Origin of the sequence: Agrobacterium sp. 22117, assembly GCF_052045735.1 — a bacterium.
In the GTDB taxonomy this organism is placed as follows: Bacteria; Pseudomonadota; Alphaproteobacteria; order Rhizobiales; family Rhizobiaceae; genus Agrobacterium; species Agrobacterium cavarae.
On sequence record NZ_JBQEPP010000004.1, the window covers coordinates 259379 to 283854 of the forward strand.

The following is a 24476-nucleotide window of genomic DNA, read 5'->3' on the forward strand; positions in this document are numbered from 1 at the left end:
CTGTCAAGGAGACGAAATGCAAAATGACGAGCCCGACTCTTCGTCCGCGCAAACGGTACCGGCCCTGCGCCGGGCAGTTGGCATTCTCGATATTCTCACCTCTGGCAAAAATCTGACGGCTGCTGAAATCGCCCGCGCACTTGGTCTGCCGAAGAGCACGGCCCACGGACTCCTGGCGGTGATGAGTGAGCTCGATCTTGTGGCGAGATCGCCGGATGGAACGTTGAAGATTGGACCTCATCCACTCAGATGGGCGAACGCCTTTTTGTCGCAGCTCGACATCGTCACGACATTTCAGGAAGTGCTTGCACGGGACCGGAAACTTGACCCCTACACTGTTACGCTGACGGTACGCGAAGGCGCAGAGGTCGTCTATGTTGGCTGTCGTAACTCAGATCAGCCTTTAGGCCAGACATTCCGCATCGGCATGAGACTGGCGGCACCGTTTACTGCCACTGGCAAGATACTGTTGTCGGATCTTAAACGTGAAGAACTCGATCATCTGCTGGCCGATTTTCCCAAGCCCCTGACGCAACGCAGCGTCCGCACCGTCGAAGAGCTGGAGAAGGAGCTTGAGCTCACGCGAGAACGTGGCTTTTCTATTGACGATGGGCAAATCCGTGAGGGGATGATCTGTATTGGGGCAGCACTTCGAGATCACTCGGGTTCCGCGGTTGCAGGAATTGCGATCAGTATGTTGCGCAGCGAAGCAAGCGACGACAGAATATCCGAACTCGGATCGCAATTGCAGGTGATCGCAAAGGGAATGTCAGAAGGGCTTGGCGGAGCCTGAAGATGTTGATTCGACGGTCGACCGAATGTGAAATAACGGGGCTCAAAGCAGGGGCGGTTGTGATCAGACCCACTATCGTCAATCCATCCGCCGAGTTCTACGCGATTCCAGCCTGGCGCATGTCGCGCAAAACTGCGTGACGGCTTTGCGATAACGACATACGGCAGGAGAAGAACTCACAGCATACGGAGCGAATCTGAAAGTTCGCTAGCCCCGTCACAGCGCCATCCCGAAAATCGGAATCGACTTTCGGAAAGCACGATGCGTAGATCAAAAAAGATAGAGCGTCCTTTGTGCGTCCGATAGGACGCACGGCGCTCTAGAGTTCGATCGTGCCGTTCTCTTCCCCGTCCCAATATTGCACGCGAACGCCACGCACCTTGATCAGGACTAAACCGGGGGTGTCGACGCCTTCTGTGAACCAGCGATCGAGGTCGGACACCCAGTGGCGCTCGAAGGCGGCCTTGTCCTCGATGAGCTCTGCAGCGCCCTCGATCGAAATGAACATGCCGGGTTTGCCAAGCAGGCTTGGCGGCTCGGTGAAGGAAAGCGTCACCTGAGAATTGCGATTGATGTGGGAGACCTTGTGGGTGTCCTTCATCGAGAAAAACCAGGAATCGCCATCATAAGCGACATCGCCATTATTGCTCATCGGGCGGTTGGTGATGGCGCCGGATGAGCCGTGCGTTGCCATCATGCAGAAGTCGATCTTCTTCATCGTTGAAGCAATGTCTTCGATTGTCTTGCTGGCCATGGAAGGCTCCTTTTCTTGAGCGTTGGATCATCAGAATGTCTTGGAACGTCGCTGTCATCGCCCGGGCAAAGCGGAGCGCACGGATTGCGTTACTGCGCTTAAGGAAGGGCTCGGGATCGTCCGGTAGCGGGCCTCAATCAGATTGTATATGCCGAAGGCGGCAAGCCCTGCTGCAACGCAGATGTAAAGAGCGCTGCCGAATGGCATCTGCCTCAGCCACTGCATCGCATCGCCCATACTGCCAGCCTCCTGCGGATCGACCTTCATTCCCGCCATGACAAACAGGATGCCGATGATGGCAAACACCAGGCCGCGCGCGACGAGGCCGTAGATACAGATCCAGGTAGCGACTGCGTTTTGATCCGGGATGCGGAGATAACGCTCGAACTTTCGCGTCAGTCCCTTCGCAGCAGTGACACCGCCGCCGATGACGAACCCCGCTCCAACCACAATCAGCAGATAAGATCCAAAAGGCTGGGAGATGATCCATTGAGCAAGATCTTTCTCGCCAGATCCTTCATTGCCACCACCGGCAAGAAAGCTATGGCCAAGCGCAAAGCCGGCAAGACCCAAATAGGTAATCGCACTTCCGATGAGAGCAGTACGAATGACAAGTCCTTTTGCACTGGTGCCGTGATCGTCCGTATCGGCAATGGCTTGCGCCAACCGCCAGCACACAAAACCCAGAAGCCCGATGCCGATGGCGCCCACCCAGATGCGTCCGAACGGCTGGTTCAGAAGCGTTGAGAGTGCCGACTTCGTTTCGGCTTTCTCACCGGAGACACCGGACAGCAGCGCCAGCCCGCCAACGAGCATGAAGACGATACCGCGTGCGGCGTAACCACTCTTGGCGAGCAGATCGAATCGAAAGGTTGAGGGCATGACGGGACCGCGGTGCTGGGAACAATGGATCCCTAACGCGCCGCGCGGATGAATGGTTGAGCCGGGAGTAAAAAAAGTCCCGACGTCGTCGTCACCTTTTCGCAGAGATGGGGCCTCCGAGACCGATTTTCAGCGACTGCCGAGATAAAAGCTCAGGGCTGCGCGAGCCGTCCGGCGGCATAGTCGCGCGCCAATGCGATGAAGGCCTGGAAGGCAGCCGAGGAATTGCGCCGATTATAATAATAGAGGCACAGCGGTACGAGCGGCGGCGTCCAGTCATCGAGGATGCGCACAAGCCGTCCTGCAGCGATGTCTTCGCGGACATCCATTTCCATGAAATAGCCGATCCCTAAACCGCTCGTCACCGCGATCCGCGCCAGAGAGGCTTCGTCGAGCGTGATCGGCCCATCGACGTCGAGTTGCAGACCTTCGCCACCCTTCTCGAACCGCCACCGGAGCAATGTGCCATCCGGAAGCCTGGCGCGAACGCAGGGGTGGTTGAGCAGATCCTGCGGCACTTGGGGGACAGCCTGGTTTTGGAAGAAGGCAGGAGATGCGACAACGGCCATGCGTCGCATCTGGCCCAGCGGTATTGCGATCGCATCGCTGGGCACGAGATCGGCGCTGCGCACTGCCAGATCGAAGCCCGCCGCTACGACGTCGACGAGCCGCCCCTCAGTCACGATGTCGATATGCACCTGGGGATAGCGCTGCAGATAGTTCAGGACCAGCGGCGCCATGATCTCGCGAGCCGCCGTCGCGAAAGTATTGATGCGCAACGTACCGGACGGTGTCTCCTGCTGGGAGCGTGCCGTGTTCATCGCCTTCTGGATGTTTTCGAGCGCCGGCTTGATCTGTGCAACGAAGATGCGTCCCGCATAGGTGAGCGAGACGCTGCGCGTGGTGCGATTGAACAAACGAACGGCAAGCTCCCGCTCAAGCTTGCCGACAGCGCTGCTGATCGCCGTGGTCGACATGCCGAGTTCGAGAGCCGCTGCTCGAAACGAACCGCACCGAACAATGGCCAAGACCGCCTCAAGTTCAATGAGAGAGTGGCGCGCCATTGTCCCGATTTCCGTTACACCTCATGCGGTTTCATCTCGCTTATCGGGAGAAAAGTCCAGCGCTAAATTAGCCGCATCACTTAGAAGGAGATGATCATGTCACTGAACCTACCTCAACCGATTGCCGATTACATCGAGGCAAATGCGCGTCTCGATCTGGAAGGCATGATGAAGCAATTCACGAATGATGCCGTCTTCATAGATAACGGTAAGCGTTACGTAGGCCCAGCCAAAATCCGCCAGCTCCTTGAGGATGAAGCGATCGCGGTCAAAGCGATCTTCGAGCCCGATACTGTTCGGAAGGAAAACGGCGACATTGTTCTCGAAGGTCCAGCTCACGGAGACTTCCCCGGCAGCCCCCTCCGCTTCACCTATCGATTTACGCTGGCGCACAATGCCATCAAGACCCTGGAGACCACGATATGAGTGTCCAGGTACTTCCCCATGAATTTGCCGGCAAGCGTGTGCTCGTCAGCGGCGGTACCAAGGGTCTCGGCCGCGCCACGGTGAAACGCTTCCTCGCCGGCGGCGCTCGCGTCGTTACGGCTGCCCGCACGATCAAGGATCCGATTGAAGGCGTCGAATATGTTCAGGCGGACCTGACCACTGCTGAGGGTAGCGAAGCGGTGGCCAAGGCGGCAATCGAGCGGCTCGGCGGTATCGACATTCTTGCCCATGTTATCGGTGGCTCTGCTTCGCCGGCGGGCGGCTTCGCTGCGCTGACGGATGAGCACTGGCTTGCCGAACTGAACCTCAACCTGCTGGCAACGGTCCGGCTCGACCGACTGTTGATCCCTCAGATGCTGGAGCGCGGTAAGGGCACCGTCGTGCACGTTACCTCCATCCAGTCCGTGCTGCCGCTGCCGGAATCCACGACAGCCTATGCCGCTGCGAAAGCGGCGCTGAGAACCTACAGCAAGTCGATTTCGAAAGAACTCGGGCCCAAAGGTGTGCGGGTCAATTCCGTCTCTCCCGGCTGGATCATGACCGATGCCGCTGGCGACTTCCTCGACATGCTGCGCAATGCCAATGGCGGCACGATCGAAGACGCGCGTCAGTCCGTGCTCGATGCGCTGGGCGGGATCTCGATCGGGCGCGGAGCCGAACCCGAAGAGGTTGCCGACCTTATTGCCTACCTTGCCTCCGACCGGGCCGCTGCGATCCACGGTGCCGAGTTTGTCATCGATGGCGGTACGATCAAGACAGTCTGAAGCGGCCCGCAAACCCTTCGCGGCGAGAGGGCTTTCACGAGGTGATTGACCGCAAGGTACTGACCAGCAGCGTGAGGACAGCCTATCGGTTCATTGTATCGCGTAAACGTTGCATCAATCGGCCTGTTTTAAAAAGCTGAAAGCCCGCAATAAGCGGGCTTTCAGTATTTTCTCGCAACTTGCTGCCAGTTTACAGCGGGAGCGCGATCATTCCCACTCGATCGTGCCGGGTGGCTTCGACGTCACATCATAGACCACGCGGTTGATGCCCTTGACCTCGTTGATGATGCGGGTGGCCGCACGACCGAGGAAGTTCATGTCGTAAGGGTAGAAATCCGCCGTCATGCCGTCGACTGAGGTGACCGCGCGCAATGCGCAGACGAAGTCATAGGTGCGGTAGTCACCCATAACACCCACGGTCTGAACCGGCAGCAGAACCGCAAAGGCCTGCCAGATGGTGTCATAGAGACCAGCCTTGCGAATTTCGTCGAGATAGATCGCATCCGCCTTGCGCAGAATATCGAGCTTCTCGCGCGTCACGACGCCGGGGCAACGGATCGCCAGACCTGGGCCCGGGAAGGGGTGACGTCCGATAAAGCTTTCCGGCAGGCCGAGTTCGCGGCCAAGAGCGCGGACTTCGTCCTTGAACAATTCACGAAGCGGTTCGACCAGCTTCATGTTCATGCGCTCGGGAAGCCCGCCGACATTGTGGTGGCTCTTGATCGTGACGGACGGGCCGCCAGAGAAGGACACACTTTCGATGACGTCAGGATAGAGCGTGCCCTGCGCCAGAAACGCCGGAGCACCCTTCCCGTCGGCTGCGATCTTGGCAGCTTCGGCTTCGAAGGTTTCGATGAACAGGCGACCGATGGTCTTGCGCTTGACTTCGGGATCGGAAACGCCAGCCAGTTCAGTGAGGAAAAGGTCGGAGGCATCCACATGGACGAGCGGGATGTTGTAATGATCGCGGAACATGCCGACGACCTGCTCGCTTTCAGCAAGACGCATCAGGCCATGATCGACGTAAACGCAGGTCAGCTGGTCGCCGATGGCCTCATGGATGAGGATCGCTGCAACCGAGGAATCGACGCCGCCGGAAAGCGCGCAAAGCACGCGGCCATCGCCGACCTGCTCGCGGATCTTGCGGATCATCTCGGCGCGATAGGCGGCCATCGTCCAGTCGGATTTCAGACCGACGATCTTGTGAACGAAGTTGGAAAGCAGCTTTGCGCCATCCGGCGTGTGAACCACTTCCGGGTGGAACATGGTGGTGTAATAACGGCGCTCTTCATTGACTGCGATGGCGAAGGGGGCGTTCTCGGACGTCGCCGCCACTTCGAAACCGGCCGGCAATTGTGTGACGCGGTCTCCGTGGCTCATCCAGACCGGGTAACGGCCGCCGAGCTCCCAGAAACCGTCGAAGAGCGGGCTTGCCTTCTTGATCTCGATATCGGCTCTGCCGAATTCCGCCGCATGGCCGCCTTCGACCGTGCCGCCCAGCTGGGTGCAGAGTGTCTGCTGGCCATAGCAGATGCCGAGGATCGGGATGCCTGCATCGAACACCGCCTGCGGTGCGCGCGGGCTTCCCTCTGCCGTGACAGATGCGGGGCCGCCGGAGAAGATGACGCCCTTCGGCTGCATCTTCTCGAATGCCTCGGCGGCGTTCTGGAACGGGTGAATTTCGCAATAGACCCCGGCTTCGCGGATACGGCGCGCAATCAGCTGCGTCACCTGGCTGCCGAAATCGATGATGAGGATGCTGTCGGGATGGGCTATCTGGGTCATGGCGAGCCTTTAAAGAATTGCCGGGCGTAAGGCAACCCGGCAGATGCCTTGAAAAGCCAGAAAATGGGCTTCAGTGCAAGCTTTAGAGCGGAATCTCTCCAGCCTTTATGGCGTCCTTCAGCCTGTCGACGGCCTCTGCCAGCCTCTCGTCGATGACGTGCAGATATTCGGTCCAATCACCGATATGGTGGACGTCCGCCTTGCCATCGGAGATGCCGCGCAAGCCGATCAGCGGAACGCCGAAACGCTGGCAGGCCCGCAGAACCGCGAAGGTCTCCATCTCCACCAAGTCGGCGTCGATCGCCTCGTAGGCACTTCCGGATACGACGTTTGCGCCGGTCGAAACCCGGGCAGTGGGGATCTGCGGGATGATGAATGGGAGCGGCACCTCTGCCGGGAGATAGAGAAAGGGCGTGCGCCCTCTTTCGAAGCCGAAGGCTGAAGCGTCCATATCGCGGTACGAGACGCTCGCCGCCTGATAGACGTCCGCCTGTTCCAGTGTGCGCGAACCGGCGGAACCGAGCGAAACGACGAGATGCGGCAGGCGCGCCTGGCCGTTAAGGTCGCTCAGTGTCGCGGTCAAGGAGACGGCGGCCTCTACCGGGCCAACGCCGGTCATCAGCGGCCGGAAGCGGGCCTTCAGATGCGGGCCATACTCGGCATCTGCCGCCATGACGAAGAGAAGGCGCTTGCCGTCGATATCGACCATTTCATAGCTCATTTTCGTTGAACCCTTCGCGGCCCTTGAGAACCATCATCGTACCGGTCATCGAGGCGATCAGTTTGGCTGGTCCGTCGGAGATCGCATAGGCGCGCCCGTCGGCAACGATGATGTTGCTGCCGGGCTTGGTGATTTCGCCGCGGAAGAGAAAACGCTCACCACGCCCCGGAGACATGAGATTGACCTTGAACTCGATCGTCAAAAGAGACGCTTCAGGCTCTACGATGGTGTAGGCGGCATAGGTGCAGGCGGTGTCGAGCGCTGCGGCGATGACGCCAGCATGCAAGATGCCGTGTTGCTGGGTGAGCTTGGGATGAAAGGGCAGTTCGATTTCGACCAGCCTGTGCTCGATACGCGAGAGCTCGGCTTTGATCGCCTGTACGACGCCCTGACGTGCAAAGCTCTTTTCAATGCGCTGGCGAAAATCGCCAGGATCGGTGAATGCCATTCCCCTGCCTTTCATTTTTACGCAAAAATGACATGGCGTCCGTTCACGCGCAAGACAAGGGTGGCTGATCCGTCGGTCGTTGCCAACCGACGGATCGAGGCCAGTTTCACATCATGCCAGATGATGGGGCTTTTGCAGACCATAGACCGGGGTTTCAAGCCCGACGTGGCGCGCCTTCAGCTGAAGCGACAGATATTGTGAGTAGTGGCGCGACTGATGCAGATTGCCGCCATGAAACCACAGCGCCTGTTGTTGGGTCGGCTTCCACATGTTGCGTTGCTCCCCTTCCCAAGGGCCGGGATCCTTCGTCGTGTTGGAGCCGAGACCCCAGCACTTGCCAACCTTGTCTGCTACCTCGCGGGAGATGAGATCTGCGGCCCAGCCATTCATCGAGCCGTAGCCGGTTGCGTAGACCACCAGATCCGCCGGCAGCTCGGTGCCGTCCTTCAACACCACGGCATTTTCAGTGAGATGCGAGACATCCACGCCGGATTTCAACTTGATCGAGCCGTCGATCACTAGATCGCAGGCGCCGACATCGATGTAGTAGCCGGAGCCGCGACGCAGATACTTCATGAACAGACCGGATTCGTCATCGCCGAAGTCCAGCATGAAGCCGGCTTTCTCCAGCGCCGCGTAGAAATCGGCATCCTTCTCGCGGATCCTGTCGTAAATCGGGATCTGGAACTCATGCATGATCCTGTAGGGGAGCGAGGCGAAGATGAGATCGGCCTTGCGCGTCGTCATCCCACTCGCGACCGCGCGTTCGGAATAGAGGTCGCCCAGACCGATTTCCATCAGCGAGTCCGATTTGACGATGTGGGTGGACGACCGCTGCAGCATGGTGACATCCGCGCCGGCCTCCCAAAGGGCGGCGCAAATATCATGGGCCGAGTTATTGGAGCCGATCACCACGACCTTTTTGTCCGCATAAGCATCCGGGCCAGGATGCTGCGACGAGTGTTGCTGTTCACCCTTGAAGATATCCTGCCCTTGAATTTTCGGTACGTTTGGCTTGCCCGACATGCCGGTCGCCAGCACCAGCTGTTTCGGCCGCAGCACGACGTCCTCACCGGCTCGGTTTACGACAACCGTCCATTCGCCTTTGGCCTCGTCATACTGCGCAGATTTGCAGGTGGTTGAGCCCCAGTAATTCAGCTCCATGACCTTGGTATACATCTCCAGCCAATCGCCCACCTTGTCCTTGGGGGTAAAGACCGGCCAGTTTTCCGGAAAGGGAATATAGGGCAGGTGATCGTACCAGACGGGATCGTGCAGGCAGAGCGACTTGTAACGCTTGCGCCAGCTGTCGCCCGGCCGCTCGTTCTTTTCGATGATGATCGTCGGAACGCCGAGTTGACGAAGGCGGGCACCAAGGGCAATGCCGCCCTGGCCGCCGCCAATAATGACGACATAGGGCTGCTCGGAGTAACCAAGTTCGCTGGCTTCGGCCTCGCGCTTTTCTTTCCAGGTCCGGCGGTTGCGGTCATGGCCGTGTTCGGCGCCCATCGGACGGCGCATGCCTTTCGGCTCTTCGTGACCTTTCAACTCGCTCATCGTGGTCAGCAAGGTCCAGATCAGTCCGTCCTTCAGGCGGATATGGCCGTATCCACGCGCTGTCGCAGTCTCGAACTCAAACCAGCCTTCGGTGACGCCACCGCCTTCCGAGGCCGGCTCTTTACCGTCTTGCACAAAGCCCGAAGGCTTGATTGCGGCAAGCTGGCTCTGCAGCATGTCGCGGATCTCTTCGCGGCCTTCCAGCGTCTTCAGGTTCCAGGTGAAGGTTACCAGATCGCGCCAGTGGCAATCGGCCTGAAACAGGTGGATGGCAGCATCTATGTCGCCTGCTTCAAGCGCTGTGCCGAACTTGGAAAGAACAGTGTCGATTTTGGTGGCGGGACTGACGTCAAGCATATTCATCTCCTCCATGGTTTGCTTGGGTCTTGTGGCAAGCGGCGGTCTCTCCACTTGCCAGACTATTGACCTGCCGCATTCCGGGCTCCTCTTCCCGGGCTGCGACAGGGATGGGCTATTTGGAAAGATCGATGAGGATCTTCAGATGCGTGCCGGCCGGGTCCAGCAAGGTATCGAAGCCCTCAGACACGGCGTTATCGAGCGTGATGCGCTTGGTGACGATCTTCGTGGCGGGTAACAGCCCGGAGGCAATCAAACGGATCACGCGGGGCCAGTAATGGGTCGGGTAGGCCCAGGAGCCCTTGATTTCCAGGTCCCGGAAAGTCACCTGGAACCAATCGAGCGGATTTTCGTGTGGGTGAAGGCCCGTCTGGACCACGACGCCCTGCTTACGTACCGCATCGGCACAGGCCTTGAGTGCATGTTCGTTGCCGACGCATTCGATCGCGACATCGCAGCCGACAAGCCCTTCGGTTGCCGCGCGCACGACATCGCCGACACGATCGCGCTTGGGGTTGATGGTGATCACGTCGGGAATGACGTTTCGAGCAAGTTCGAGGCGCGCATCGTTGAGATCGGATACGAAAAGCTGCGCGGCACCGGCGGCGCGAGCGGCGAGAAGCGTCAGCATGCCGATCGGGCCGGCACCTGTTACCAGGACGCTGTTACCAGCGGTTACACCACCGCGGTCGCAGGCATAGACGGCAACGGCCGTCGGTTCTACCAGCGCTGCTTCCTCATCGGTCATGTCGTCCGGAATTTTCTGGACGTTGTATTCATTGACCAGCGCTGCCTCGGCCATGCCGCCGCCGTCCCAGCTCAGTCCAACGAGCGCCAGTTGCGGGCTCAGATGGAAGAGACCGCGATCGGCAAAGTAATCGCCGGAGCGCGGCATGACCAGTGGCTGGATCGATACGCGGTCACCGACGCGCACCGAGGTCACGCCCTCTCCGATGGCCTCCACCACACCGCCGAATTCATGGCCGAGGATCTGCGGACCATGCGCGCCGGTGAACGGGTGCGGCTCGGTGGGCACGAAGATCGGACCGTAGCTGTATTCGTGGAGATCGGTGCCGCAGATGCCGACGAAGCGGTTACGGACGAGCACCTGTCCCGGTCCGGGATGTTTCGGATCTGGAACATCCTCGATCCGCAGATCCTTGGCCGCATGAAATCTAAGGGCGCGCATTTTTTTCCTCCATGGCGTCTGATGCCAGAGAAGGTGCAATGCCCATGCCAGACGCGTTCCCAGGCTGAGACGCCGGAGATTGCTGGGGTTTCGCGACAGGCCGGTTTTGCATTCCGCCACAGCTGTGGTGCTACAGCTGTGGCGCGTGCCTCACTCAGTGAGGCTTGCCGATGCCAAGCCTGCGCATCCGACGATGGAGCGTGGTGCGATCAATACCAAGCCTTCTGGCCGCCTCGGAGACATTGCCGTCGCATGCGGCAAGCAGCGCACGAAGATCAAGTTCCCGCTCATCGGTCACAGGCGTTGTCGAGGCGAAAACGAGATGCTCTGGGAGATCGTCCACCGTGATAAATCCGTCGTCGCAGAGCGCTGCCGCGAAGGCTATCGCATTGTCCAGTTCGCGAATATTGCCCGGCCAGCGATGATGCACGAGCGCGGACCGTGCGGCGTTGGAGAGAGAAAGTGGGCGGCCCGGCACGCTGTGCTTCTCCAGGGTCCTCTCAAGCAGCCACGTAAAGTCCTCCCGTTCTCTCAGCGGCGGCAACGTCATGACGGCGGTATTCAGCCGATAGTACAGGTCCTCGCGGAAATCTCCGGTAAGGACCATGTCCCTCAAAGGGCGGTGCGACGCGGAGATGACCCTGAAATCAACCTTCTGCGGTGTCGAGCCACCGACCGGCAGAACCTCTCCCTCGGCGAGAACACGCAGCAGCCTGTTCTGTGCGACAAGCGGCATGTCTCCAATCTCATCCAGGAAAAGCGTGCCGCCATCCGCTTCTTCCACGAGCCCTTTGCGTCCCTTCGGCGAAGCGCCGGTGAAGGCGCCTGGAAGATAGCCGAACAATTCGCTTTCGATCAGCTGTTCGGGAATGGCTGCGCAATTGATCGTGACGAAGCGGCCGGAGAGCCCGCTTAAATCATGAATGATGCGCGCCAGATGCTCCTTGCCGGTACCCGTCTCGCCCTGCAGCAGGATCGGGAGTTTCGAAGGTGCCAGTCTCTCCACCTTCCGCTGGAGGTTTTGGACCGCCGGTCCGCTATCACCAATTCGGGAAACCGTCGCCTGAGATTTCGAGCGCACGAGCGGCACGGTCGATCTCGTCTGCTGCGGCTCGATTGCATGCGCGTAAAGAATGGTCCCGCCTTTGACCACGATCCGCCTTTCCTGCGGAAGGCTGGAGCGGGTATGGGACGCGAGCTCATCAAGGTCGGCTTCGAAAAACGCCTCGACGCGCTGTCCGAGAAGTTCGTCCGGCTTTCGCCAGTCCAAACCTTGTGATGCGGCAAGGAAGCGGGCAGCGCCATGGGTCATGCCCGTGATCCGGCCGGCGCCATCGACCGAAAGGGCCGCCTCCGGATCAACATCCAGAAACTCCGGTGCGCTGGCAAAGCGCAGGACGAGATCATGTCGGCTGCTCGCCATCAGGTTTGCCAGTTCTATGCGTCGTACCGTCGAAGACACAAGGTGGCGGGCCATGTTCTGGCTCGTCTTGAGGATGGGAGAACTCAGAAGCGAGATATCCAACACGGCCGCGAGAGCGCCTTGCGTATCGTAGATGGGTGCGGCGGTGCAGGAGAGCGGCGTATGGGTGACATCGAAATGGTCGGTCTGGTGAATGGTCAGCGCTTCGCCCGTCGCAATACAGGCCCCTACAGCGCAGGTGCCGGCGCGGGGTTCGGACCACTCCGATCCGAGGTAAAGTCCTGCCTTGCGCAGATTGTTGTTGAAGGAGGGATCCCCCAGGAATTCCACCGTCACTCCCTGCCGATCGGAGAGAAGGAGCACATAATTCTGCTCCGCCACCTGGCGATAGAGCGCTTCCAGGGCTGAACGGGCAATGTGCACCAGATCTCCGGATCGCTGCCGATGTTCACGCAACCGCGTGTCAGAAACGATCACCGCTTCCCGGGCTTTTGCCGGGTCCAACTGGTAGGTATCGAGGCAGCGTCTCCAGGATTCCAGGACGACGGCATCGCGACCGGTGTTCCTGCCATCTGCGACATGCTCGATTTCTTTGATATGATCCGAAACATTCATAGACTGCCGGCTTTCGATCGCCGCCTCCCATGGCTCTCGGAGAGAGCTTAACCAGTTTCGGTTTGGGTTTCCACTCCGGTGCTCCCAATGGTTGCCGGAAGCGGAGCAGACTTGCGACTACAGCATCGTGCTTTGCAAAAATCGGCCTCGATGTTCGGAAAGTACAATGTGTCGATTCAAAAAGGTCCGGCATCCTTTGTGCGTCCAGCAGGACGCACGGCGCTTTAGTTCAAATAGAGAATGCTGGCATTCAGAAGCGTGGCAAAGCCGACCCAGGCCGCGTAGGGGATGAAGAGCAACATAGACAGCCGGTCGCGGCGGGAGGTCAGAATGATGAAGGCGATGATGCAGATCAGCATCGGAACGATGATGATCAGACCTGCGGCCGGGCTCTGCATGCCGAAGAACATCGGCGACCAGAGGAAGTTCAGCAGCATCTGGCTGCCCCACAGCTGCATCCGTCCGCCCATACGGCTTCGCAACCATGTGCGCGCGCCGGAGATGGCGATCATCACGTAAAGCGTCGTCCAGACGGGGCCGAAAATCCAGTTGGGAGGATTGAATGGCGGCTTGTTCAGCGACTGGTACCAGTCGCCGGGAACGTTGTTGATGCCGATCAACGCGCCACAGGTCACGACGACAGCGATAAAAACGAGATAGACGACGAGCGCGTTCTTCATGCCGCATGAATGGTGGCGACAGGCTTTGGTTCCCGCGCCATTTCAACAAATTAGCGAGAGATGCGCGCGATGTGCTGGTCCCATGAAACAGCACTCATCCGGCCCGCAAAATCTCCGTCATAGGAGGAGGCGATGACGCCGCTATTCGATGCGGCGACGCCTGCCGCTTCGCGCAATGTTGTCTGCGTCAGCACCGTGCCACGCTTCTCGTCAAGCGTGACGAAGGCGTTGCCGTTGGGAGACGTCAATCCGACGACACCCGCCTCGCGGTTGACCGCGATGGCCCCGACATAGTTGGCTAGCCGCCCGGTCGTCTCATCGGGCAGGTCGACGAAACGCAGATCGTCGCCCTTGGAGAAATAGCCTGCAAGTGGCGGCAGGTCGTTGCGCGGGCCTTCATACTGGCAGGCAAACCAAATCCGACCGTCATTGCCAAGATCGACATGACGGGTTGAAAGCTGCTTTAGCTGCTCCGGGAGTGTGTGTTTCTGGATCAGGTTGCCGGTCGCAGCCTCCAGAAGCACCAGCGAGGGCTCCATGCGATCGATATTGAGTTTGGTGCGGCCAAAATCCGGGTGGGTTTCGATACCGCCATTGGCAATCACGATCATCGCGCCATCGGTGCTCACCGTCATGTCGTGGGTGCCGATCCCGTGGGCGTCATATTCACCGAAGCGGCGGAAGCCGTCTTGCGCGTCATAAAGGCCGATGACGCCACGATTGCCGTCGAAGTCGTTCTCGCTGGCATAGAGGGTCTTACCATCCGGCGAAAACTGTCCATGACCGTAAAAGTGCCGCCCCTCGGGTGTGTTGATCACCACTGAAGCGCGACGATCGCGTGCATCGAAGGCGACGAAGAAGGTCCCGGGCCTTCGGGCGAAGGCGACCGTCATACCCGTCTCCGGGCTGAAAGCCATACCATGGGCGCGTGCCGGCAAGGCGACCCTGTCGATGATCTCTCCCGCCTCGCTGAGCGTCGCCACGCCATAAGCACCGTCTCGACTACGGAAGGCGGAAGCGAAGACGGCGTCGGTGCGCTCGAGCGCGAAGAGCGACCGCGGCGCAAGCGATGCCAGAAAGGGGACGCCGGCAGCCTTGATGAAGCTGCGTCTGTCGATAAGAAGCCGCCGGTCCTTGTCCACGTCAGTCTCCGTCCGAGAACGAAAAACCGGAGCTCAGACCGATGGCGCCGCCATACTGGTCGTTGATGCGGTAGATCAGGTCCTTGCCGTTCAACAGCAGGTAATCGACCTTGGCCCGCTCCTTGTCGTCAGCCAAGGCTTTTTCGACATCGGGATTTATGGTGCCGGAGACGCGGACCATGGATTTGGCGATGAAGTCGATGGAGCCGATGATCGAGCGTTGATCCGGTGGCAGGAGATCGCCCATACGGGCGGTGTGCAGTAGGTCCTGGACGGCAGAAATGTTGCCGCCGATACTCTTCCAGGTGAGGCCGGAGCGCCAGTAGATAGCGGTGCGCGGAAATTTCACATTGTCCGTCCCCTTGTAGAAGGTCTCGATGCGCTGATCGCGGATCGCCTCGGAAGCGTGGACGAGAACGCCGAGAAGGGCAACCAGTGCTTCCCGCTCATCGCGAAAGACAGGGTTGGCCAGGCCTGGCTCTTTCCAGTTCTTTGCGGTCCTGTCCGGTGCCGTCCAGATCGTCACCAGTTCGTTTCCGATATTGGCAAGATTGCCGGCGATCGCCGCGCCGTAGCGGCAGCGGAAATCATTTTTCTGCCCAGTCAAAGCCTCAGCGCCAGTACCGTAGAGCACGAACTCCAGAGCACCCAGACCTTGTGCTGCGACGCTCTTTGTCTTCAATCCGTCTGCCGTCGTCACGCTCTCATCCTTGTCGGCGAGATAGCGCTGCACCTGCTTCAATCCCAGACCCTTCTTGTCCGGATAATAGAGAATGCGCTCGAAACGGTTCTGTTCGATGACCGGACCGACGCGGACGATTTCGATATGCGACCAGGCGTCCACCGTATCGGCAAAACCTTGCTTGGCATCGTTCATCTTATTGGCGGATGGATCGGCACAGAGCGCTTGCATCGTGCTTTCCAGCGCGCGTGCCTTGTCGCGGAATGTCTCATAGCCAGGGCGGATAAACCCGTCGACAGCCTTTTCCATCGTCACACGCACCTTGACGGGGTCGAGCGGCGGAGGTGGCATCAACTCGACATCCTGGGCCTTCGCCGTACCCATGAAGAGAAGGATCGTCAGCGGCAGGCTTGCCAGAAGTTTACGCATCGAAATGTCCATCAAAGAGACTCCAGAAATGTCAGCAATGCCTGCCGGTCAGATTTTTGCAAGGCAGCAAAGGCGTCGCGCGCTTTTTGTGCCTCACCCCCGTGCCAGAGAATTGCTTCGGTCGGGCTGCGCGCCCGCCCGTCATGCAGGTAGAATTCGTTGCCGTTAACGGCGTGCGTCAAGCCAATACCCCAGAGCGGCTGCGTGCGCCATTCCTTGCCTGTCGCGTCACCAACCTGCTGCCCATCCGCCAGACCGTCGCCCATGTCATGCAGAAGAAAATCGGAATAGGGCCAGATCAGTTGGAAAGAGTGAAGGGGATCGTCGGCGTTTCGTCTTGTGACAAATTTTGGCGTGTGACAGGTGGCGCAGCCGCTGTCGTAGAACATTTGTTTGCCGCGCAGAACGTTGGGGGCATCCACATTGCGTCGGGCAGGAACGCTCAGGTTTTCGGTATAGACCGTCACGAGATCGAGGACAGGAGAGGGTGCTTCGGTGTCGCCCAACCGCTTTTGCACGCCGGTCGGCATGGCAAGACAGTCCGTCTGCCTTTCCGTGCAATCCCCATAGGCATTGGGTGCGTCAGGCGTCGATATGCCGAGATCATGCGAAAAGGCCATTGCGGCCTGATCCCGCACGGTTGCGTTCTGGGCTTTCCAGCCGAAACGACCGAGCGACAACGTGCCTGAACGATGGTCGCGTACGAAGGCGGGCTTGCCGGAAATCCCATCGCCGTTTTTATCCTCAGGATCGGCATTGGCGAGAATGTCTTCCTGAGCGATCGCTTCGATCAAGCCCAGGCCAAGCGTGGGCTGCGCAATCCGGGGTGAGATGGAGGTTGTGGCTTCGAAAGGTCCATCGACCAAGCCATCGACGCGATAGGTCGGCTTGCGCAGTGACACGATTTCGCCGTCGCCAAGCGTCACCGTCCGCTCCTCATAGGAAACGGTCAATTTGCCTTCCGCCTGCAAACCCGGCACGGCGAGGTTTTGCAGTTGGGCGCCGTAGGTCACGTCGGGAAAGTTGAGGACCCGATGATCCTGGAGAAGCTTGTCTTCCTCAGGCGTGCGTGGAGCGCGTGCAAGGCGGGCGATCATCGAGACGGCATCCTCGCCCTCACGCGGCGGGCGCCCGCGTCCGTCATTGATATGACAGGTCTGACAGGAGCGGGCGTTATAGAGCGGCCCCAAACCATCGGAGGCCTGCGTCGACGAAGGTGAGGACACCCACAGCTTCTGGAACAGCGCATGGCCGAGCTTGAAGTCCTGGTCCTGCTCCAGGGCGATGTTGGCGGACGGTTGGGAGAAGGACGTATTGCCCGGCGCAACCCTCGTTGTCGCCGCACCGGCGGACATGGCTTCGAAAGGCTCGGCCTTGGAGAAATCGGTCGTAGGCCTGGTGACGGCGCGAACGCGATCTAGATCGCTTTGGGAGATGTCACGGCGTGTCGCATCGGCAGCCAGTGACGGCAGGCCGCATATGAGAAGGGCGAGGGTGGGCGTGACAAGCCGAACGAGATCAGTGCGCTTCATGTCCTCGGCTCACGATGACCCGGCTTGGAGAAATGGAAACGAGGTGATGAGGCCGTCCGGGACGGCAGCCTCATCTATTTTTCGGATCAATCTATCTTACTTGAAGACGGCGTTTGGATTGTCGAGGCTCTGGGACCCCTCAAGCTCGATCTTGCCGAGGTCGAGAGCGGCAATCACGCGTTCGATCGTCTTGGTCTGGTCGAGAAGCCCGTCGATGGCGGCCTGCACCACGGCGTTACCCTCCTTGTTGCCTTCGCCAATCATCTGGTCGTAGGCCTCAACGGTCTGGGCGCGCTTTTCCATCGCGTGCATGGCATCGAGCGTTTTGTTGAGCTTGGATTTCATCTCGTCGTCCAGCTTCTTGTCGCTGGCGGCAACGAGTTCGGAGAGTGAAGGTCCGCTCATCTTGGTACCGTCAGCGCGCGTGTACTCGCCGGTATAAGCCGAAGCGATGCCAATCGCGTCGTTGAGATGCGAGTTGTAGGTGTTGTCGGAGAAGCAATCATGCTCTTCTTCCGGATCGTGCAGCAGCAGGCCAAGCTTCATGCGCTCGCCCGCAAGCTCGCCATAGGACAGCGAGCCCATACCGGTGAGGATCGCGGACAAGCCCTTCTTGGGATCGGCCTCGACATTCTTCGTCGCCTCGCCATCCGGCGCCCAGTTCGCGGCCATTTCCTTCAGGTCGGAGACCAGCAGGGTCGAAGCGGCTTTCAGATAATCGGCGCGGCGGTCGCAATTGCCGCCCGTGCAGTTCTTCGTGTCGTAGTCGGTGTAGGGACGGTTGCCCGCTCCTGGGCCGGTGCCGTTCAAATCCTGACCCCACAGCAGAAACTCGATCGCGTGATAGCCCGTAGTAACGTTGGCTTCCACTTCGCCGGCTTCTGCAAGGCTTCGGATCAGTTCGGGCGTGATCTTGGATGCATCGACCACTTCTCCGCCAACGGTCAGTTTCTTGTTGGCGATGATGTTGGCCGTGTAGAGTTCGTTCTCGTCGCTCTCAGTGCCGTAGGAACTATCGACATAGTCGATCAGGCCTTCATCGAGCGGCCATGCATTGACCTTGCCTTCCCACTCATCAACGATCGGGTTGCCGAAGCGATAGACTTCAGACTGCTGGTAGGGAACACGCGCCTTGATCCATGCTTCGCGGGCAGCTTTCAATGTCGCGTCACTCGGCGCTGCAATCAGCGCGTCGATCGCCTTGTCCAGCGCTTGTGCGGTGGTCAGTGAATCCTGATACTTCGCCTCAGCCAACTCGGCATAATGCTTGACCACGGCGGCGGGATCGGTCGCTGCTCTTGCGGGGGCCGCGGTGAAGGCTGACGATGCAGCGAAAAGCGCCATGCTGGCGCTTAGAACGGTTTTGCGAAACATGCTCTCTCCTGTCCAGCACTGCGGTAACGAGGCTGTGAAGGCGAGTTCTGAACCAATCGTAAACTGGTGTCAAATATTCTAGTTTAGAAGGCTTCCAACAAACGGACTGACACGGTCTTATCGCCTTGCAGCAGCGTTTATATGAGGAAATCCTTTCTAGCCCTTGCGGGTCATGGCGCAGAAGAAGAAGCCATCCGTATCCGTCGTCGCTGGCGTCAGAGTTACCGTTTCACCATCTGCAGAATGGGGCTTGGTTGCGGCCGGCCCGAAGGTCTTCGTCCACCGGTCAAGTGCCGACGTGATGGAGAATTCCGGGTTTTCAGCGCAGAAGCGATGAACCTGACGCTCGTTCTCTTCCGGCAGCACGGAGCAGGTCACATAGAGAAGCTCACCACCCGGACGCACAAAGGCCTTTGCCTGATCCAGAGCTTCGGCCTGTTGACCGACGCGCTCGTCTAGATTGCGTTGTGTGAGACGCCATTTTGTGTCCGGCCGCCTGCGCCATGTGCCCGTGCCTGTGCACGGTGCGTCCACGAGGACGCGGTCGAACTTGTCGCGGAACGCGTTCAGTCCGGCCGGCCTGTCATGCACCTGGACGTTTCGCGTGCCGGCACGTTTCAGCCGCTCGATGATCGGTGCCAAGCGTTTGCGATCGGCATCGAAGGCGTGAACCTGGCCCTTGTTGGTCATGGACGCGGCCATGGCCAGCGTCTTTCCACCGCCGCCGGCGCAATAATCGAGGATCTGCTCACTTTCAGTGGCGCCAGCGAGATCGGCAACGATCTGCGAGCCTTCGTCCTGCACCTCGAACCAACCCTTCTGGAAGGAAAGCTCGGCTGTGACGTTCGGCAGGCGCGACGGACCTTCGCCCGCCGGAATGCGTATACCTTGACGCGCGATGCGGGTTGCGACGGCGGCGGTCTCTTCCAGCGCCTTGAGCACCTTGTCGCGGTTTGCCTTCAGCGTGTTGGCACGAAGATCGAGCGTCGGGCGTTCATTCAGTGCTTTTGCCTGTCGGAGCCAGTCGTCTTCAAATGCCGCTTCAAGCGATGGCTGAACCCATTCTGGAATATCGCCCTGGATGTGCAGAGGCGCGTCGGCCAGCGAGCGGCTTTTCAGTGCGTTGATTGAATCTTCGGAAAGAGGCGGAGGGGCGAACTTATCGCCATCGAATTCTTGCGCCAGTTGCTCAGGCGTTTTGCCCCATTGGCGCAGCATGACGGCGTAGCCCAGCGCCGTGGCGCTATCGTCATCCATCAACCATGCGTGGGACAGTTTCATGCGAAGGGCATCGTAGACGATGTTGCCGATGGCGGCCCTGTCGCCGGAACCAGCGAAACGATGCGCCAGTCCCCAGTCCTTCAGTGCGTCGGCGACGGGGCGTCTGCGCGCCTCGATATCTGCCAACACTTCGATTGCTCCGGCCAAACGCCCGCCCAAACGCATTGTCTACCTCATCTCGTGATTGCCCGGTTGGTAGACGCGAATGGCGGCGAGGGCAAGGCTTAGGCTGGAATTCCCGAACAAGCGCTTCGGAAATCAAAGCATGGTTCACGTCAAGCGTCTAAACGGCCTCGCGAGAACGACATGCGGCAAAACAAGTCTTACTTGGCGGCAACGATCTCATAGCAGACTTTGGCGGTGCCGGAGCTAACCATGCCGAGGTTCTTGGCTGCAGCCTTGGACAGGTCGAGAACACGACCCTTGATGAACGGGCCACGGTCATTGATGCGAACGACAACGGCTTTACCATTGCGTGCATTGGTCACCTTGACCTTGGTGCCAAAGCGCAAGGAGCGATGCGCTGCGGTCAGATTGGAAGGATTCATCCTTTCGCCGGAAGCAGTCTTGGAAGTGAGAGCATACCAAGATGCGCCGCCGCAACCATTTGCAGCATTGGCTTGAAGAGGAGCGATAAAACAGCAGGCGGCAATAGTTGCTGCCGCGATAGTCATGCGTCGGATAGTCGTCAAACTGTGCTTCCCTGATACTCGGCCCCGCGCCGAATGAATTGCGGAGAGTTTAGGGACGCGGAAAAATGGCAAAAACTTGCCTTCTTCCAATCACGAACTGTTACAGTCTGTAACATTCGTGATCGCCGGCGTGAAAGCCAATTTTAGATAGCCGTCTATGGTTTCGGAAAAATTTCTTTAGAATCAAACCACAAGCGCAAAAGGATTGCGGCACCAGCCTACGAGTCACGACTTCACAAAAGTCGAGTGAAATAATTTTCTAAAAGCTGAAAAAATCCTCTAAATTTGTACATTAATAAAAGGTTAAAGACAAATTTAACGATGATAAACATTCTCAAAACGCCACTTGGATGGATTTTTCACCCTTTGAAGATGAACGTTCATTCATCTTTCCAGGTGCCGCTTTCCGACAATTGGCGCAGCGATCCGCGGTAATCGGGGTAGCGAAACGTAAAGCCCATGTGGCGGAGCTTGCCGTTCGAGACCCTTTTGTTCTCGCCATAGAAGGACCGGGCCATGGGGCTCAGTTCCGCCGTCTCGAAGGATTGTTCGGGAGGAGGGTCGATCCCCATCAGATCCGCGGCGAACGTCACGACATCTTGCGGCGGTGCCGGCTCGTCGTCCGTCACGTTGAAGATGCCGTTGGCGTTGCGCGACACAAGGAAAGCGCTCACTGCACCGATGTCCTCGACGCGGATGCGATTGAAGACCTGATCCTGCTTGATCAGGCGCCGGGCAGTCCCCTTTTCCAGGTTCATGAAGCCGTTGCGGCCCGGTCCATAAATGCCCGACAGACGCAGAATACAGAGCGGCACCGAGGCGTCGTTCGCCGCTTTGATCCACGCCTGCTCAGCCTCCACGCGCTCCAGCGAGCGTGCCGAAACGGGCTTGCAAGGCGTTGCCTCATCGACCCATGCGCCATCGTGATTGCCGTAAACGCCGACGGTGGAAAGATAGGCAGCCCATTTTAGCTGCGGCATGAGCGATTGCAGATTCCCGCCGCACAGGCGCAACAATGGATCGCCCGTCTTGCCGGGAGCAATCGATTGGACGAGATGGGTGACGGTTGAGAGTGCCGCGCACAAATCGTCATTGAGCATTTCGCCATCGAAGATGAACGGGGTGATGCCGAGCGATTGCAGCTTGTCGGCCTGGTCGGCGCTTCGCGTGGTACCGCACACCAGGTCCATGCTGTCCTGAAGACTTTTGGCGATTGCTTTGCCGGAATATCCGGCACCGAAAATCATCAGCTGCGACATCTATGCTCCTGCGATACGCCACTCGTCCTGCACATCCGAATCGTCTTCGGTCGTGTGCGCCGCAGCGTAAGCATGGAAGCTATGGCTGTCCATTAACTGTGAGAGTGCCCAGACGGCCATGCCGCGCACCTCTGGTGATGCATCGCTTGTCAGACGCTTGCACTTTTCGACCAAGCCTTGGTCCTTCGAATTGCCGGCCGCGATCAGAACGTTACGGATGAAGCGATTGCGACCAATCCGCTTGACTGGCGACCCGCTGAAGAAGGTTCGGAATGCAGCGTCATCGAGTCCAAGAAGAAAGTCGATGGGGGGTTCCTTGAGATCCTCTCGCGCCTGCAACTTCATTTCCGATGCGCTGGCGGCGAACTTGTTCCAGGGACACGCAGCCAGGCAATCGTCGCAGCCATAGATGCGGTTGCCAATCATCGGTCTGAATTCGTGTGGTATCGGCCCTTTATGCTCGATCGTCAGATAGGAAATGCAGCGCCGCGCATCGAGCTTGTAGGGCGCGGGAAAGGCGTTGGTCGGGCATGCGTCCAGGCAGGCGCGACAGGAGCCGCAATGATCCCTATCAGCCTCATCGAGACAGAGTTCGGCCGTGGTGAACATGCTGCCGAGAAAGAGCCATGAGCCGAAAGAGCGGCTGACGAGATTGGTGTGCTTGCCCTGCCAGCCAAGACCGGCAGCGGCAGCCAGTGGCTTTTCCATGACTGGCGCGGTATCGACAAAGACTTTCACGTCTTCGCCAGCACGCGCCGCAAAGCGTGTTGCGATCTCCTTCAGTCGTCCTTTGATGACGTCATGATAATCGCGGTTGCGGGCGTAAACGGAGATTGCGGCCTTGTCCGGCTGTTCAAGGATTGTGCGCGGGTCTTCATCCGGTCCGTAATTCAGGCCGAACATCACGATCGAGCGGACATCGCCCCACAGGGTCTTGGGGGAGGCCCGCCGCTCCTGCGTTTCCGCCATCCAGCCCATGGTGCCGTGGAAGCCGCTGTCGAGAAATTCACGCAATCGCTCCGGCGCCTGCGGAATAGCGTCCGGCGAGGTGATCCGACAGAGGTCGAAGCCAAGCGCCGTTGCTTCCGCTTTGACGAAATCCGTCAGCTTGCGTGCGCGCAGCTCCTGCTTCTGCAAGACCGTGTCGATTGCTTCTCTCCTGGGACGCCTGCCGGCACTGCGCCGACTGAGACGCTATATATAATGCGTGGTGACAGGATTAGAAATCGAGATCGGCATAATGGGAAGAGGGTGCCAGACGTGGCACGCGTTCGGCCAGCAGCGGACGGAAGGACGGGCGTGACTTCACCCGCTGGTACCATTCCTTGGCAATCGGCGCTTCCAGCCAGTTGATCTCCCCGAGATAGTCAAGAATGGAGACCGATGCTGCGGCCGCGAGATCGGCATAGCTCAAGCGATCACCGGCGATCCAGGTGCGCGAACCCGCAAGCCATTCGAGATACTTCATATGCTGGCGAATGTTCGACCGGGCGGTCCGCAGAAGTTTCGAGTCCGGCGGTCCGCCACCTTGGGCAGCCGTCATCTGCAATTTGTAGACACGCTCGCGCACCAAGGGCTTGGTGACGTCGTTTTCCATTTTCTGAAGAAACCACTCGGTCAGACGACGGATTTCAGCGCGTTGAAACGGTTCTTCCGCCAGAAGACGACGATCGCGCTTCAGCACGCCATGCGCCTCATCCAGAAACTCTGCCAGCACATAAGGCCCACAGAGCGAGCGCATGTTGTCGTCGAGATAGACGGGCAAGGTACCGGCCGGATTGAGCGCTAGAAATTCCCGCCTCTTTTCCCAGGGCTGCTCCTCGACAAGATCGATCTGGAAGCCATATTCGGCAAGGATCAGCCGGACGAACCGTGATGCTGTCGACATGGAGGAATGATAAAGAGTTGGCATTTGCGCTCAGAGTTTGTGTTTCTTGCGGTTGCTTATCTGTGGTGGAAAAAAGCTCAAAGTGCGGCTTCGGCACGAAATAATAGACGAAGTTTTTTTAACGTAACTTTAATGCTGCGTTGCACCACAGCATGGGCGCGAAAATCGAGACGATTTTCAGAAAACGCAATGGGTGGGCTCGAATAAGATGGAGCGTCCCTTGTGCATTCAAGGATGCACGGGACTCTTTCTCTTTCGCGACTGCCTTGAGCGGCTGCAATAAAAAAGCGCCCTGGATTTTCTCTCCGGGCGCTTAGCCTTTTCACGCAACGGCCGTCAGGGCCATCGACCTCACTGCGCAGAGATGGAGCTCGTTGCGCATGGGTCAACCCCATAGGCAGGAGAGCAACCGGTCTTGCCCGCGGCAACCGTGCCCGGAGCCATGAACGAACCTGCCAGAACAACCAACGCCGCACACGCAAAAAAGAGTGCGATAGACCTGCCCATTTCTCATTGCCTTTCAAAATTAAAATACGAGCGGTCGCGCCGCTGCTTGGTTGTTCGATGGAGGATGTGTCGTGATTGTGGCGTTTACCAATAACTGACGTTGCTGAACACCGGGTTAATGTGAAGACTTTTCCACCGTTGCCCTTGCGCCACGCTTGCGGCATTCCCCACGCGTTTCCGCGACATTCCCACCCCTTGAACGTAGCGACGA

Annotated in this window: 23 protein-coding genes; 3 read left to right on the forward strand and 20 right to left on the reverse strand. The window is 58.8% G+C overall.

Annotation, left to right across the window (positions count from 1 at the left end; all coding sequences use genetic code 11):
- Positions 1 to 16 precede the first annotated feature (16 nt).
- Positions 17 to 793: an IclR family transcriptional regulator gene (locus ACTJKV_RS13185; protein WP_111847277.1), complete on the forward strand. Its 777-nt coding sequence runs from the start codon at positions 17 to 19 to the stop codon at positions 791 to 793.
- Between the two features lie 319 nt (positions 794 to 1112).
- Here the strand turns inward: ACTJKV_RS13185 and ACTJKV_RS13190 are convergent, their stop codons facing one another.
- From ACTJKV_RS13190 to ACTJKV_RS13200, 3 genes are all read right to left on the reverse strand, one after another.
- Positions 1113 to 1547: a pyridoxamine 5'-phosphate oxidase family protein gene (locus ACTJKV_RS13190; RefSeq protein WP_111847278.1), complete on the reverse strand. Its 435-nt coding sequence runs from the start codon at positions 1545 to 1547 to the stop codon at positions 1113 to 1115.
- A gap of 54 nt (positions 1548 to 1601) precedes the next feature.
- Positions 1602 to 2429, reverse strand: a complete 828-nt coding sequence (locus ACTJKV_RS13195; protein WP_440598837.1) for a DUF1206 domain-containing protein — start codon at positions 2427 to 2429, stop codon at positions 1602 to 1604.
- Positions 2430 to 2581: 152 nt separating this feature from the next.
- Positions 2582 to 3493 (reverse strand): LysR family transcriptional regulator, encoded by a 912-nt coding sequence (locus ACTJKV_RS13200; protein WP_111847280.1) that lies wholly within the window; start codon positions 3491 to 3493, stop codon positions 2582 to 2584.
- Positions 3494 to 3589: 96 nt separating this feature from the next.
- Between ACTJKV_RS13200 and ACTJKV_RS13205 the strand changes: the two genes are divergently transcribed.
- The gene (locus tag ACTJKV_RS13205; RefSeq protein WP_111847281.1) at positions 3590 to 3919 is read left to right on the forward strand and encodes a nuclear transport factor 2 family protein; all 330 of its coding nucleotides are present in this window, start codon (positions 3590 to 3592) and stop codon (positions 3917 to 3919) included.
- Entirely contained in the window at positions 3916 to 4704 is a 789-nt protein-coding gene (locus tag ACTJKV_RS13210; RefSeq protein ID WP_111847282.1) for an SDR family oxidoreductase, read from the forward strand. Before ACTJKV_RS13205 ends, ACTJKV_RS13210 begins: the two co-directional genes overlap by 4 nt.
- Positions 4705 to 4911: 207 nt before the next feature.
- Here ACTJKV_RS13210 and guaA read toward each other — a convergent pair whose 3' ends face one another.
- From guaA to ACTJKV_RS13295, 17 genes are all read right to left on the reverse strand, one after another.
- A complete protein-coding gene (guaA, locus tag ACTJKV_RS13215) occupies positions 4912 to 6489 on the reverse strand; it encodes a glutamine-hydrolyzing GMP synthase (RefSeq protein ID WP_062423655.1) in 1578 nt (525 codons plus the stop codon).
- Between the two features lie 82 nt (positions 6490 to 6571).
- Positions 6572 to 7210 carry a 5'-methylthioadenosine/S-adenosylhomocysteine nucleosidase gene (locus tag ACTJKV_RS13220; protein ID WP_440598838.1) on the reverse strand — a complete coding sequence of 213 codons (639 nt, stop codon included), beginning with the start codon at positions 7208 to 7210 and terminating at the stop codon, positions 6572 to 6574.
- Positions 7200 to 7658 carry a PaaI family thioesterase gene (locus ACTJKV_RS13225; RefSeq protein ID WP_062423657.1) on the reverse strand — a complete coding sequence of 153 codons (459 nt, stop codon included), beginning with the start codon at positions 7656 to 7658 and terminating at the stop codon, positions 7200 to 7202. The genes ACTJKV_RS13220 and ACTJKV_RS13225 overlap by 11 nt, the downstream gene beginning before the upstream one ends.
- A 111-nt stretch (positions 7659 to 7769) precedes the next feature.
- Complete coding sequence (locus ACTJKV_RS13230) at positions 7770 to 9572, reverse strand: NAD(P)/FAD-dependent oxidoreductase (RefSeq protein WP_111847512.1); 1803 nt, start codon at positions 9570 to 9572, stop codon at positions 7770 to 7772.
- A 115-nt stretch (positions 9573 to 9687) separates the two neighbouring features.
- Positions 9688 to 10761, reverse strand: a complete 1074-nt coding sequence (locus ACTJKV_RS13235) for a 2,3-butanediol dehydrogenase (RefSeq protein ID WP_111847284.1) — start codon at positions 10759 to 10761, stop codon at positions 9688 to 9690.
- A 154-nt stretch (positions 10762 to 10915) separates the two neighbouring features.
- Positions 10916 to 12799, reverse strand: a complete 1884-nt coding sequence (locus ACTJKV_RS13240) for a sigma-54-dependent Fis family transcriptional regulator (protein WP_111847285.1) — start codon at positions 12797 to 12799, stop codon at positions 10916 to 10918.
- A 224-nt stretch (positions 12800 to 13023) separates the two neighbouring features.
- Complete coding sequence (locus ACTJKV_RS13245) at positions 13024 to 13479, reverse strand: TspO/MBR family protein (protein WP_440598839.1); 456 nt, start codon at positions 13477 to 13479, stop codon at positions 13024 to 13026.
- 50 nt (positions 13480 to 13529) lie between these two features.
- A complete protein-coding gene (locus ACTJKV_RS13250; protein ID WP_440598840.1) occupies positions 13530 to 14621 on the reverse strand; it encodes a DUF1513 domain-containing protein in 1092 nt (363 codons plus the stop codon).
- 1 nt (position 14622) lies between these two features.
- Positions 14623 to 15744 carry an imelysin family protein gene (locus tag ACTJKV_RS13255; protein ID WP_440598841.1) on the reverse strand — a complete coding sequence of 374 codons (1122 nt, stop codon included), beginning with the start codon at positions 15742 to 15744 and terminating at the stop codon, positions 14623 to 14625.
- Complete coding sequence (locus ACTJKV_RS13260) at positions 15744 to 17264, reverse strand: di-heme oxidoreductase family protein (RefSeq protein WP_440598842.1); 1521 nt, start codon at positions 17262 to 17264, stop codon at positions 15744 to 15746. The genes ACTJKV_RS13255 and ACTJKV_RS13260 overlap by 1 nt, the downstream gene beginning before the upstream one ends.
- 96 nt (positions 17265 to 17360) lie before the next feature.
- The gene (locus ACTJKV_RS13265; RefSeq protein WP_440598843.1) at positions 17361 to 18638 is read right to left on the reverse strand and encodes an imelysin family protein; all 1278 of its coding nucleotides are present in this window, start codon (positions 18636 to 18638) and stop codon (positions 17361 to 17363) included.
- Between the two features lie 156 nt (positions 18639 to 18794).
- Positions 18795 to 20084, reverse strand: coding sequence for an RsmB/NOP family class I SAM-dependent RNA methyltransferase (locus ACTJKV_RS13270; RefSeq protein ID WP_440598844.1), 1290 nt, complete (start codon positions 20082 to 20084; stop codon positions 18795 to 18797).
- Positions 20085 to 20242: 158 nt separating this feature from the next.
- Positions 20243 to 20611, reverse strand: coding sequence for a septal ring lytic transglycosylase RlpA family protein (locus ACTJKV_RS13275; protein WP_113175855.1), 369 nt, complete (start codon positions 20609 to 20611; stop codon positions 20243 to 20245).
- 380 nt (positions 20612 to 20991) lie between these two features.
- Positions 20992 to 21870, reverse strand: a complete 879-nt coding sequence (locus ACTJKV_RS13280; protein WP_440598845.1) for an SDR family oxidoreductase — start codon at positions 21868 to 21870, stop codon at positions 20992 to 20994.
- Positions 21871 to 23007, reverse strand: a complete 1137-nt coding sequence (queG, locus tag ACTJKV_RS13285; RefSeq protein WP_440598846.1) for a tRNA epoxyqueuosine(34) reductase QueG — start codon at positions 23005 to 23007, stop codon at positions 21871 to 21873.
- 82 nt (positions 23008 to 23089) lie between these two features.
- A complete protein-coding gene (locus ACTJKV_RS13290) occupies positions 23090 to 23782 on the reverse strand; it encodes a glutathione S-transferase family protein (protein ID WP_062423668.1) in 693 nt (230 codons plus the stop codon).
- A gap of 53 nt (positions 23783 to 23835) precedes the next feature.
- Positions 23836 to 24429, reverse strand: coding sequence for a hypothetical protein (locus ACTJKV_RS13295; RefSeq protein WP_440598991.1), 594 nt, complete (start codon positions 24427 to 24429; stop codon positions 23836 to 23838).
- Positions 24430 to 24476: the final 47 nt, after the last annotated feature.